Genomic DNA, 12744 nt, shown 5'->3' with positions numbered 1-12744 from the left:
AGTTTTGTCTTGTTGTTGAGTCAGGAATACCCTTAATCTAGCGCCCATATATTGAGTTACCTCAGTAGATGTATTCTCTTTCTTTACTTATTTTAACATACTTCGGGTTTTTTGCGCCGACCTACTTAAATCAAGGTCGGACAAAGCTTCTGAATATTCGCCGCGATCGACCTTACCCCGCGCTTCCTCGAAGAAAAGCGGAGACGACAGGTGTTTTGCCGAATTTAGCAAGCGCGTGTCTGCGATCGCATTTTCGAGGTCGATGATCTGCGACTGAATTGAGATTCGTTCCCCAAATTACATCGCCGTCGGCTGCAAGCGCATCGCTTCCTTGTAATCGGCGATCGCACCTTTCAAATCCTGGAGTTTTGCGCGCACTTGTGCTCGGGGCCGATAAGCTTGTGCGAACTTAGGATTTTTTTTGATAATGCGATCGAGGCTTTGCAGAGTTCCTGCTAAATCTCCAGTTTCTATCTGTTTTAATGCCTTTTGATAATCTGCTTGGCTCATATATTTCTAAGCACATATAAATGGCCGGCCCCTTCAACAATAATAGCTTTTTAAAGGAAGCAGAAGTATGAAAGCAAAAGAACGTAAAACGCTCTCCCGCTTTAGATACCCGACTTCTTAAAGAAGTCGGGTATCTGGGTGTTCTGTTTTTTTTAGGCTGGTCTACTTACTTGCCGCAATTAGCAAAAGTAGAGAACAAGTTATAACCTTGAACTTTCCACGCTTGCCATGTATTCCGGGTGCCAAAAAGAATCTGCATAGTTGCATCTCCATCAACGTAGCTTTGCCAACCTAATGCAGCAACAGTTGGGTACTGAGCTGGAAAATCCCCTAGCATAGGAGTTGCTTGCGGGCCTAGTTTCCATCCTACCTTTTCGCTAAATTCTTTAATTTCACCTTCGCAAGTTTTACAATTTAAACCGTTGCTCGTCTTCTGCCAAATCTCTAACTGCGGGGTCAAGCCGTATTTGTTATTGCTGTGTTGCATCCACAATTGGTCGATCGCGCGGAGGTTCGGACAAGACGTGGGGTTGTTGCGGAGTAAAGAGACGGTTTCGCGATCGGCGTCGTCCCATTTCTTAGCTTCTAATAAGGTTTGTAGTTGCCTGAATTCGCTGCTGGTTTCTTGTGCGCGAACTCGAAAAGCTGGCTGCAAAACAGCAACAGATGCGGTGATGAATACTAGGATCACTTTGCCACATTTAAACATGATGCCCCTCCAGGTAAAAGTGATTTAACAAATGATTCGTTTTTAGTGCCTACCTGATTTAGAAGGGCAACCACAGGATTGCCCCTACGCTGGAGTTAAATCTAAAGCAACACAAAATCCGATGCAGTAATCGAACTATTCAACCCAGTCACAGTTGCCAAAACTTGATCGGTGGATATAACTTTCAGCACTGTTCCTCCCGCAGTTTGACTAATTTCTAACTGCTGGAAAGTCAAACCGTTATCGAGCGCAAATTTATCGATACCTACCTCAAAATCAACCACCGTACCCGAGCCGGTACTTGGAGTTAACAAAAAGCGATCGCTCCCGCTACCTCCAATCAGAAAATCGTTGCCATTTTCGCCGCTGAGAAAATCATCTCCCAAACCGCCAAGCAAAGTATCATCTCCCTTGCCACCGTACAAACTGTCATTGCCGATACCGCCGTCCAAACTCTCAGCACCGCGGCCTCCAAATAGGATGTCATCGCCACTGCCACCAGTCAGCGTATCGAGTCCCCGCCCACCGTAAATCGTGTCATTGCCGCCGCCACCATCGAGGGAATCGCTAGCTTTTCTGGCACTGATAAAATCGTTACCGCTGTCGCCGATTAAAGTATCGCTATCATCAGTACCGACAAGATTTTTGCCCTCAGCGCCGAGAATTTCAGGAGAAGTATTGACAAGTTCCACATCACCTTGCACAACTGGAACAGCGGGTTGAGCCGGTGCTGGATTTCCTTGAATTTTGGCAGTTAAAAATTCGCCAGTATTTTCGGAAACTACCTGTGCGATTGGTTTTGTGCCAGCGGCCGCTTCTTCGAGGGCGATCGAACTTTCACCTAATGTCACCTTTTGGACTTTGGCAATTTCCGAGGGAATAAACTCAGGCAAAAAGTTAGATTTAACTTTATCCGTGCTTTGATTTGCCTCAGCCATTACCTTCGTCGCTTCCGGGGCAATTTGGGAAAGTTTTTCAGTGTTGAGATTGGTGTCAATTTCTTTGACCTTGGCAACAGATTGCTGGATAATGCTTTCTACCTGTGCCGCATCGCTCAAATCCAGGGAACCACCGGATTGAATTTTACTGTTAATTGCCCCGACAACAGCTTTGACGATCGCAGCATTATCAGCCGTAGATGCACCGTCTATGAGGCTGCTGGTTTGGGTAATGACGTTTTGGACTTTTGTCATGGCGACTAGAGTTTCAACGCCACCCGCTTCATTTTTGGCTGTAGAGGCGATCGGATCTAAGTCTAATAAGTCAACTCCCGCAGGAATAGACAGAGTAGATTTAACTTTTGACTCCGCTTCACTCTGCGTCATTCCCCCAGCCATCAAATCAGTTACCAAACTGGTTAACAGAGTGACAACCGTGGCATCCGCAGGTGCAGAAACAGGCGTTTCCAGAGGCAAACCTGTGGCAGTATCCGTCCCGCCAAAAGCAACTAAATTCCCTTCTTCTGCGTCAAAGATTCCATTTTTGTTCGTATCAAAACTGTCCGGAATGTCGAGTTCGTATTCGCCATTAGCATCAGTCGTTGCGGACGGTTCGCTAGCATCTTTTACGCCGTTTTTGTTGGCGTCAAAAAAGATAGTCGCACCCTCAATATAACCGTCAACAACCACACCAGCTTGACGAGTTCTTAACAGGATGACATCACTAGCAGTTGCACCAGCCTTGTCGGTGACAATTAACTTAATATTGAGAGATTTCGCTTGAGTATTGTCGCCGCTGAAAGTACGGGTATCGGGATTGAAAGTCAGCCAAGCCGGTAAAGGTTGACCGTTTTCTAAAGTTGCTGAATAAGTTAATTTGTCGCCCGAATCTGGGTCGGTAAATGCCTTTTCTGGAACCGTATACTCAATTTTAGACGATTTGCTGACTCTCACATTGCTGAAGTTCCACGGAGTTGTCTCCGGGCTTGGGTTTAGCTGTGGCGGGCGGTTAATTGTAGGTGGTATTGGCTGAATTGGTGTTGGTGTTGGAGTTGGATTAGTTAACGTAGTTTCTGTTGGTGTTTCTGTTGGTGTTTCTGTTGGAGTAGTGGACGTAGTTGGAGTTGGTGTTGGTGTTGGAGTAGTGGACGTAGTTGGAGTTGGTGTTGGTGTTGGAGTAGCGGACGTAGTTGGTGTTGGTGTTGGTGTTGGAGTAGCGGACGTAGTTGGAGTTGGAGTTGGTGTTGGTGTTGGAGTAGCGGACGTAGTTGGAGTTGGTGTTGGTGTTGGTGTTGGAGTAGTTGGCGTCTTGCCAAGAGTGTCATCGCTTACAATCGTATACTTAGCCGTAGGAGTAATAATCGTAGGTTTCGGGCCTGGTGCGATCGGATTTGACAAAGTAACAATAATGTTTTCATTGCCTCCGATTAATTTATCGCCCAAGACATCCATAGTCAGGGTTTTGGATGTTTCGCCGGGAAGAAATTTGATTTGGCCTTTGACACCAGTTGCCCCAGAAGTCCCGCCAATATTCTTGTAATCGCTGCCGTTAATAGCATTGCCAGTAATGTCATAATTAACACTGCTGCTAAATGTAGTATTGCCACTGCGAGTCACTGTGAAAATCGGACGTTTAAAACTGGTATTGCCTTCAATACCGCTAGAAACATTGATAGTAATAGCGTAAGAAACGGCCTGATTAGCGTCTAAATCGTTGAGCAACACCCTGATATCTCCAAGGGTGTTGCCAACTATATCAGCCTGTTTATCTGCGTTAAGGTCTACTATTGCAGGGTTGAGACCAGTGTAGGGAACGTCGTCGTAAGTGTTGAAGCCGCCCGTACCGTCTCCCCACAAAATGAAGGTCGAAATGACATCAGAAACTGCTAAATCAAGTTTGGCATCAGCATTAAAGTCTGCCAGGGCAACTGAAGAGGGGTTCACTCCTCCATAAGCACTGGTGGTAGAACCAAAGCTGCCCTTGCCATCTCCAAATAAAATAGAAACGCTGTTTGAGCCGCTATTTGCAGTTACTAAGTCAAGGTTGCCGTCGTTGTTCACGTCTCCCACATCTATAGAAGTGGGGGATTTTCCTACATCAAAGTTCGTGGCTTTGCCGAAACTACCTTTGCCATCTCCCAACAATACGGAAATATTATTAGATTGCTGGTTTGCAGTTGCTAAATCGAGCTTGCCATCGCGGTTAAAGTCTGCCACAACGATGTCCTTGGCGGGAAATGTTCCCACACTAAAGTTAGTGGGTTTGCCATAGCCGCCCTTGCCATCTGCCAACAGTACGGAAATGTTGTTAGAGTCGGAGTTAATAGTAACTAGGTCAAGCTTGTCATCGCCGTTAAAGTCTCCCCAATAGACGAAGGTGGAGGACGGACCCAAATCAAAGTTGGTCGCCGGACTAAAGCTGCCTTTGCCGTCTCCTAATAAGACAGAAAAGCCTTTAGAACTCTTGTTAGTAATGCCTAAATCAAGCTTGCTGTCACCATTAAAGTCTCCTGCAGCAAAGTCGTAAGGAGCTACTCCTAAATTAATTTTGGGGCCAAAGTTAAATGTGCCATTGCCATTTCCAAAGACAATGCCAATGTTGTTTGACGAAAGATCCATAGTGGCTACGTCAGGCTTACCGTCACTGTTAAAGTCTCCGGCGGTGATATTGGTGACGTAGATTTCTGGATCGTAGTCATTAATTTTAAAGAGTGAGAGAACGTGGCTGTAAGCAGCCAATACCTCTGGTTTCAAGGCTAAAGGTGTTTTGATTTTTCCTGTTTTGATTTCGAGTTCCCAATCGCCGCCCTTGGCCGCACTTCCTGTGAAATTCTGGGAGGCGGCAACGCTGGCTCCGGTTAGTTCGCTCAGCCTTTTGATAAAGGCTATACCTGTGTCGCCTGCTGCTACTTGGCAACCATAAAGCAGAATTTCTGGTAGAATCTGTTCTTCCCCAGGGCTTGAAGGCTGCGAATTTGCGATCGCGCCCATTGGTGTCGAAAACCACTGCCGTAAAGAAGTGCGATCGCACTCAATGCTGTCTGCATTCAAGTTGCTGCTGCCCAATTGCAAGCAGCCCGGCGATCCGTGGGAAATTATGTGAATTGCTGAGACACTGCGATTTTGCAAGGCTTCTGCAATTTGTGCGATGCCGCTGCGACTGGCATCTAGTTGAATGACTTCGATTTCTGGGTTAATGCCGTTGGTTAAGGTTTGGGATTCGGGTACGGCACTGTCGATAAATGCGATCGACTTTGTAATTGTTTGAGTCATTGAGTTTGGCATGATACACCTCTAAATATTTTGCTTAAATTGGGTACATTCAAATCAGGTATCTGCTAATTTGGCAATGTATTCCCTAGTTAAAAGTTGTAATTGAGATAATACCCAAAGCTACTTATAACGTCAATTCATAAAAGTCATAACTTAAAGTCATAAAAGTCATATTTGTAAAAATATGTTGCAATAAGTAGACAAGCTATCAAAGTAAAGTTAAATCATGTATAAGCTAAATACAGCAGTTTTCTGTTGCCCGATCGCAACGCAATGGGTACTGGGTAATTGGTGAGTGGAAAGCTGTACCTCATCCCTGGCAAGTTGCTATTTTAGAAAAAAAGATGTCCAGAGCGCTTACAACTAACTTAAGAAATGAAGCTATGACAGTAGAAGAAGCCATCAATCTTCTGGACAATTTGGTAGAAAAGCAAACTGAGAAACACCTGACTCGTTTGCAGCAATCGATAATTCGGGGTGTTTTACAGTCTTGGACGTACAAAGAAATTCAGGAAAACGATCCGATCGCCCGCGGCTACACAGTGTGCTACCTAGGCCGCTATGTCGGCTACAATTTGTGGAAAGATCTGACAAAGGTACTGAGACAAGCAGGAATTCTTGGCGAAGAAGAAAGAGTAGTCGGAGCAAATCTTTGGGACTGCATCATGAGAGCTTTACAACAAGGTAGACAACCCGGCCCACCAACCGATCCGATGTTGGGAAAACTGATGCGGATGCGCTACCGCATCACCGAACATTTGGTCAGCACCGAGTACAGCGATACCTATCTGGCTGAAGATGAAAATTTGCCCGACCGACCTTTGTGCCTCGTCAAACGCCTGAAAAACCAGTCTCAGAGAAGCAGCCACCTATTCGATCGAGAAACGCGCGTTTTATATCGATTGGGCCAACACGATCGGATACCAGAATTGTTAGCTCGCTTTGAAGAAGATGGATATTTTTATTTAGTCTATCAATTCATCGAAGGGCAACCCTTGTATCAAGAACTAATCGAAGGTCAACCCTGGGAAGAACATCAGGTTATTGCTTTGTTGAAAGATATCTTGGAAGTGCTTGTCTTTGTTCACAAACAAGATGTAATTCACCGCGACGTTCACCCTCAAAACTTAATCAGGCGGACATCAGATGGCAAGATTGTATTAATTGACTTTGGGGCAGTTAAAGAAATCAACACTTCACAAAACAGCATCGGTCAAACGAAATCGCGCGGTGGGACTCAGCAAGATTATATTCCTCCCGAACAAGCCATCGGCTCACCGAAATTTTGCAGCGACATCTATGCTGTCGGGCTCATCGGGATTCAAGCCTTGACAGGGATGCGCCCGAAACAACTGCGAGTTGATAATTTAGGCAATCTCATCTGGCAGAAAAATGCAACTGTCACCCCGGAGTTGGCTGGCGTTTTAGACAAGATGGTGCTCTACGCTTTCCCCCAGCGTTACCCCTCAGCAACCGAAGCTTTGCAAGCACTTCAAAATTTGGGAGTTAGTTGACTGTTGTCGGTTGACAGTTGACAGTTACCAAACCCGACTTTAATATCCCTCTTTAGTCCCTCTCTGCTGGGACTTTGTTTTTGTAGTAGCGGTTTCAACCGCCGAGTCTTATCTGTTGTGCCGATCGCCTTTCCCACAGCCACAGCAGCCGGTTTACAATGCGAGCGATCTTGTTGCCGATCGACTAATCCGCTACTATTACGCCTCGATGTACTGAGTAAAAACACTCGGTCTTGCCGAGCGATCGGGCCCTAATTTCCAAGGAAGAAGGCTGAAGCCTTAAGCAACAAGGCTTCAGCCTTAAGCAACAAGCAACAAGGAACAAGCAACAAGCAATTTTTTGTTTTAAGTTACAAGCAATAAAAATTTTTAAATTCTGCCGAATGCCTTCTACATAAGAGCCTTCAAGCTTCAGTTGACTATCTATCTACAGTTAGATAATATAATTAATATTTTATGCTTAAAAGCTTTGAAAAAATTTTAAGCAGCTTTGTATAGCGGACAACAATCTCACTAGAGTGTTTATTGTTACCTTAGATACGTAGAAACTAAATAATTAGAGGGAGCGAGAAATTGGAAGTTTTTGAACGAGCACAACAACTGCAAACGCCCTCAACCCGAATGGCTGCTGTCGAGTCTTTTTCCAAAAAAGCGAGTATTGCAGTAATCGCGATCGGCTGTACAGTCCTTTTGGGTTGGATATTCGATCTGCAACTGTTAAAAAGCATTCTGCCCGGACTCGTGACCATGAAAGCCAATACTGCGGTCTGCTTTATTTTGGGCGGGTTTTCTCTATTCATCCAACAGCGGCGGCGCCCAGAATTAAGGGCAAGAAAGTATCAAAAAATTACTAATTTTTTAATTTATAGCTGTTCATTTTTAATTATATTAATTAGCCTCTTAACCCTAGTTCAATATAGCTTTAATATAGACTTAGGCATCGACAAACTCCTATTTAAAGAAAGTTACACCTTGACAAGCCCCGGAACACCAGGACGCATGGCACCGAATACTGCTGCTGCTTTTTTATTGGTGGGAACAGCCCTGCTGCTGCTGTCAGAACGTCGCCCTAAATACCTGCGGATTCAAATCTTAAGCTGTTGTGCATTTTTAATTGCATTTATGGGTTTGATAGGCTACATCTACAACAAAGCTTTATTTTACCAAATTGGCAATAATACAGGAATGGCTTTGCACACGTCCGCAGCATTTATGTTGCTGAGCTTCGGCATTTTATTTGCCAGTCCAGAGCGAGGATTGATAGCAGTAATGACCAGCGATCGCGCGGGCGGCATCATGGCGAGGCGCTTGTTGCCACGGGCAATCATTATCCCGCCTTTAGTGGGTTATTTCATCATATCGGGAGAGCGGTTACAAGCCTACACGCCGGAGGTAGGGATATCGCTGTTAAGCGTATTGAACGTGATTATTTTTACAGTTCTGATTTGGCAGAATGCAAAAACTCTCTGCACCGCCGACCGGAAGCGGTATCGAGCGGAACTGGGACTGAGGAAAGCTAAATTAGACTTAGAAACTCAAGTTGAGAAACGGACTCTCCAACTACAACTCGCTAACGAGCAATTGCAGCAGGAAATTCTCGACAGTCAAACAACAAAGCAGGCGCTCCAAAACAACTACAACCTGTTGCTGGCAGTCATCAACAGTACGCCTGCTGCCCTATTTGTCAAAGATATTCAGGGCCGTTACCTGATGCTCAATGCTGCGGGAGCTAGTATAATTGGCAAGTCTGTAGACGACATTATCGGCAGAGATGACAGCGAGTTATTTCCGCCGGAAATTGCGGGTAACATTAGGAAAACCGATCGCCCAATTATGACAGCGGGAAAAACGCAAGCGATCGAAGAAGACCTGCCAGTTAAAGGCAACTTTAGGACATTTCTTTCTACAAAAAGTGCTTACCGGGACGGACTAGGAAATATTAGCGGTATAGTTACCATCTCGCGGGATATTACTGAAAGCAAACAAGCCGAAATCGCCAACAGAAGTCTGGCAGCAATTCTGGAAGCAACCCCGGATTTTGTAGGTATCTGCAACCTCGAAGGACGCCCCGTTTACATCAACAAAGCAGGCCGAAAAATGGTGGGTATAGGCGAAAACGAAGATATATCCCACCGACAAGTTGCAGAATTCACGGCAGCGTCAGCCCGCAGCACTTTGAATCAAGCGATCGCCACTGCTGTTTCCGGGGGCGTTTGGAGCGGAGAAACAGCCTTCGTGTCAGCATCGGGACTCGAAATTCCCGTCAGCCAAGTCATCATCTCCCACTCCGCACCGGACGACAAACTCACATACATTTCGACGATCGCCCGCGACATCAGCGATCGCAAACAAGCTGAAAAAGCGCTGCAAGTGTCTCAAGCTCGTTTCGCCGGCATTGTAGAAATTGCCGACGACGCGATTATTTCCGTGGATGCTGAGCAAAAAATTATCCTGTTCAACCAAGGTGCAGAACGGATTTTCGGGTGGAGTGCAGCGGAGGCGATCGGGCAATCCCTGAGTCTGCTGTTACCCGAAGCTTTTGTCGCCCCTCACAGCCACCTCGTCAGCAATTTCGGCGACAACGTTAAACAATCCCGAAAAATGGGCAACCGCAAAGAAATTTTCGCCCGCCGCCGAGACGGTACGCAATTTCCCGCCGAAGCTTCTATTTCCAAACTCGAAGTTGCAGGCGAAATCATATTCACAGCTATTTTGCGCGACGTGACAGCCAGCCGAGAAGCCGAAGAATCTGTGCGTCTGAGCGAGGAAAGATATCGATCGCTGGCAATGGCCACCGCACAGATGGTTTGGATGACAGACGCTAACGGAATCGCCGAGAGACCTCAGCCTGATTGGATAGCTTATACGGGCTTGAGTTCTGAAGACAAGGACTACTGGATAAAATCAGTGCACCCAGAAGATCGCGATCGCACAATACAAGCTTGGATGCGGGCCATAGAAACAAAAAGTCTCTATGAAATCGAGCACCGCTTGCGGGCTGCAGACGGCAGCTACAGATACTTCTGGGTGCGGGGCGTCCCCATTTTGGCCGCCGACGGCAGCGTTCGCGAGTGGGTGGGAACTCACACCGATATTAGCGATCGGGTGGAAGTTTTGGAAGCACTCAAGCAGTCCGAGGGACAGTATCGATCGCAAGCAGCCGAGCTCGAAAAAGCTGTCCACGAGTTGCACCAAACTCAAACTCAACTAATCCAAACCGAAAAAATCTCTTCTCTCGGGCAGCTAGTCGCCGGCGTCGCCCACGAAATTAACAATCCGATTAACTTCATCTACGGCAACATCACCCACGCCAGCCAATACGCCACAGACTTGCTCGGTTTGCTCCACCTTTACCAGGAAAAATACCCAAATCCCGTCCCAGAAATTGTAGAAGTAGCCGAAGATATTGAAGTTGATTTCTTAATGGAGGACTTTGCGAAGATTTTGGAATCAATGAAAGTAGGAGCCGATCGCATCCGCGACTTAGTTGTATCCTTGCGTAACTTTTCCAGACTCGACGAATCGCAGATGAAGCGAGTAGACATTCACGAAGGAATCGAAAGCACTTTGCTAATTTTGCAGCACCGAATCAAAGCTAATGTACTTCGTCCCGCTATTGAGATTATCAAAGACTACGGCAACTTCCCAAAAGTTGAGTGCTATGTAGGTCAGCTCAATCAAGTATTTATGAATCTTTTAGCAAATGCGCTCGACGCCCTCGAAGACTACAACAGCACTCATTATTCAAAAGAAATATATGCTCGTCACAACAGAATTCGGATTAGCACCAGTGCGAATTCAGACACAGTAACAATTCGGATTGCAGATAACGGGATGGGAATCAATCAAGAAGTTATTGGCAAGTTGTTCGACCCATTTTTTACTACTAAACCCGTCGGCAAAGGCACAGGTTTGGGACTATCAATTAGCTATCAGATTATAGTTGAAAAACACCGAGGCAAATTGCAGTGTGTTTCCACCCCTGGGGAAGGTGCGGAGTTTGTCATCGAGATTCCCATTTGCCAGAAAGTATCAGCGCTGGCTACCGAAAACACAAAGGAAATGGTCATTAGTCATTAGACTGTTGACTGTTAGCAGTTGATAGTGGGCAGTTGATAGTGGGCAGTCGATCGTTGATGGTTGTCATTAATCATAAATTTCTCCCCGTCTCCCCGTCTCCCCATCTCCCGTCTCCGTCGCTCGATCGCCCTAAATCGAAATAATTCTTTACAATACAAAAGTAACAATCCAATGAACTTTGACAAAATCCCTTGAAAATGCCTGTAAACCAACTTTCTCGAACCACAGCCTCCACGCAAACACAGACACTCGACTTTGACATAGCCATCGTCGGAGGCGGCATAGTCGGGGCCACCTTAGCCAGCGCCTTAAAAGATTCTGGATTAAAAATCGCAATAATTGAAACCCAACTCCCCGCCGCCGCCGCAGCCAAAAAACAAGCCTATGCAATCACGCTGCTATCAGGAATGATCTTAGAAGGTATCGGCGTGTGGCAGCAAATCTTGCCGCAAATCACCACCTTCGAGCAAATTAGCCTCTGCGACGGCGACTATCCCGGTGTAGTAGAATTCCACCGCCCGGATTTGGGAAATACTGGCAAATTGCCCGTACCAAAAGCAGCTTTAGGTTACGTTGGCGAGCACGGAGTCATGCTGTCCGCTTTGCAAGAATCTTTGGCAAAAAACCCGAATTTTAGTTGGGTTTGTCCGGCGGAAGTTGTCGAGGTAAAATATTTAACCGATTGCGCGGAAATAGAAGTCAAACAAAACGGCGAAACTCGGACAATTCGCACCAAATTATTAGTCGCCGCCGACGGTTCGCGATCGCGCATCCGCACCGAAGCCAACATCAGCACTCGCGGCTGGAAATACTGGCAATCCTGCGTTGCTATCACTATTAAAGCAGAAAAACCGCACAACGATATCGCTTTTGAGCGCTTTTGGCCGAGCGGCCCGATGGGAGTCTTACCATTACCTGGGAACCGCTGTCAAGTAGTTTGGACAGCACCGCACGCGGAAGCAAAAGCTTTGCAACAAATGGATGAAAAAGAGTTTTTGACTTTGTTGGAACAGCGCACGGGCGGGCTTTTGGGGCGTTTGGAATTGGAGAGCGATCGCTTTTTGTTTCCCGTGCAGTTAATGCAGAGCGATCGCTACGTTTTGCCCAGATTAGCACTAATTGGCGACGCCGCCCACTGCTGCCATCCCGTCGGCGGCCAGGGATTGAATATGGGCATTCGAGACGCAGGGGCGATCGCCCAAATCTTGCAGCAAGCGCACCAAAAAGGCGAAGACATCGGCGACTTGCGAGTATTGAAACGGTATCACAACTGGCGGAAAAAAGAGAATTTAATCGTGTTAGGATTTACCGATTTTCTAGACAGATTATTTTCCAATACTTTGCTGCCAATTGTAGCATTTCGCCGCTTTGGATTGTGGTGTTTGCGGACAATTCCCCCAGTGAGGTTTTTAGCCTTGCGCTTGATGACCGGTTTAATGGGCCGGCCGCCCGAATTAGCGCAAAATTAGAAGAAACCGGGTTTTTTACGATATGTAAATAATCCTCGTAGGGGCGGGTTTTACCAACCATAATCGCCCCAAATAAACAATCTCGAAAACCCGCCCCCACCCAACCAACAATCATCAGGCTCCAGGTTGATGTGGGTTATTGGTGATGTGAAGAAACCCGGTTTTTTACGATAGGTAAATAATCCTCGTAGGGGCGGGTTTTACCAACCATAATCGCCCCAAATAAACAATCTCGAAAACCCGCCCCCACC

The 12744-nt window shown here is 46.4% G+C and carries 7 protein-coding genes; 3 read left to right on the top strand and 4 right to left on the bottom strand.

The window, feature by feature from the left end; all coding sequences use genetic code 11:
• Positions 1-297: 297 nt before the first annotated feature.
• The 3 genes from QUA47_RS27805 to QUA47_RS27795 all read right to left on the bottom strand — a co-directional run bounded on the left by QUA47_RS27805 (position 298) and on the right by QUA47_RS27795 (position 5430).
• Positions 298-510 (bottom strand): hypothetical protein, encoded by a 213-nt coding sequence (locus QUA47_RS27805; RefSeq protein WP_333433153.1) that lies wholly within the window; start codon positions 508-510, stop codon positions 298-300.
• Between the two features lie 166 nt (positions 511-676).
• Complete coding sequence (locus QUA47_RS27800; RefSeq protein WP_333433152.1) at positions 677-1219, bottom strand: GUN4 domain-containing protein; 543 nt, start codon at positions 1217-1219, stop codon at positions 677-679.
• A 101-nt stretch (positions 1220-1320) separates the two neighbouring features.
• Positions 1321-5430 carry a DUF4347 domain-containing protein gene (locus tag QUA47_RS27795; protein ID WP_333433151.1) on the bottom strand — a complete coding sequence of 1370 codons (4110 nt, stop codon included), beginning with the start codon at positions 5428-5430 and terminating at the stop codon, positions 1321-1323.
• Positions 5431-5813: 383 nt separating this feature from the next.
• Here QUA47_RS27795 and QUA47_RS27790 point away from each other — a divergent pair, with 383 nt between their 5' ends.
• Positions 5814-6944: a serine/threonine-protein kinase gene (locus QUA47_RS27790; protein ID WP_333433150.1), complete on the top strand. Its 1131-nt coding sequence runs from the start codon at positions 5814-5816 to the stop codon at positions 6942-6944.
• Here QUA47_RS27790 and QUA47_RS27785 read toward each other — a convergent pair.
• The gene (locus tag QUA47_RS27785; protein WP_333433149.1) at positions 6923-7171 is read right to left on the bottom strand and encodes a hypothetical protein; all 249 of its coding nucleotides are present in this window, start codon (positions 7169-7171) and stop codon (positions 6923-6925) included. The two genes, QUA47_RS27790 and QUA47_RS27785, sit on opposite strands and share 22 nt — an antisense overlap.
• Before the next feature lie 346 nt (positions 7172-7517).
• On the opposite strand from QUA47_RS27785, the gene QUA47_RS27780 reads away from it, so the two are divergent.
• The gene (locus QUA47_RS27780; protein WP_333433148.1) at positions 7518-11024 is read left to right on the top strand and encodes a PAS domain S-box protein; all 3507 of its coding nucleotides are present in this window, start codon (positions 7518-7520) and stop codon (positions 11022-11024) included.
• A 197-nt stretch (positions 11025-11221) separates the two neighbouring features.
• A complete protein-coding gene (locus QUA47_RS27775) occupies positions 11222-12493 on the top strand; it encodes an FAD-dependent hydroxylase (RefSeq protein ID WP_333433147.1) in 1272 nt (423 codons plus the stop codon).
• The last annotated feature ends 251 nt before the right edge of the window (positions 12494-12744 follow it).

This window comes from Microcoleus sp. MON2_D5 (assembly GCF_036701905.1).
Taxonomy (GTDB): Bacteria; Cyanobacteriota; Cyanobacteriia; order Cyanobacteriales; family Microcoleaceae; genus Microcoleus.
Note: the sequence above shows the minus strand (reverse complement) of the source record. Positions and strands in the feature narration are given on the sequence as shown.

Excerpts from the sequence above, each read along its gene's own strand:
- QUA47_RS27805 (WP_333433153.1), bottom strand. The coding sequence starts at position 510 with ATGAGCCAAGCAGATTATCAAAAGGCATTAAAACAGATAGAAACTGGA.
- QUA47_RS27800 (WP_333433152.1), bottom strand. The coding sequence starts at position 1,219 with ATGTTTAAATGTGGCAAAGTGATCCTAGTATTCATCACCGCATCTGTT.
- QUA47_RS27795 (WP_333433151.1), bottom strand. The coding sequence starts at position 5,430 with ATGACTCAAACAATTACAAAGTCGATCGCATTTATCGACAGTGCCGTA.
- QUA47_RS27790 (WP_333433150.1), top strand. The coding sequence starts at position 5,814 with ATGACAGTAGAAGAAGCCATCAATCTTCTGGACAATTTGGTAGAAAAG.
- QUA47_RS27775 (WP_333433147.1), top strand. The coding sequence starts at position 11,222 with ATGCCTGTAAACCAACTTTCTCGAACCACAGCCTCCACGCAAACACAG.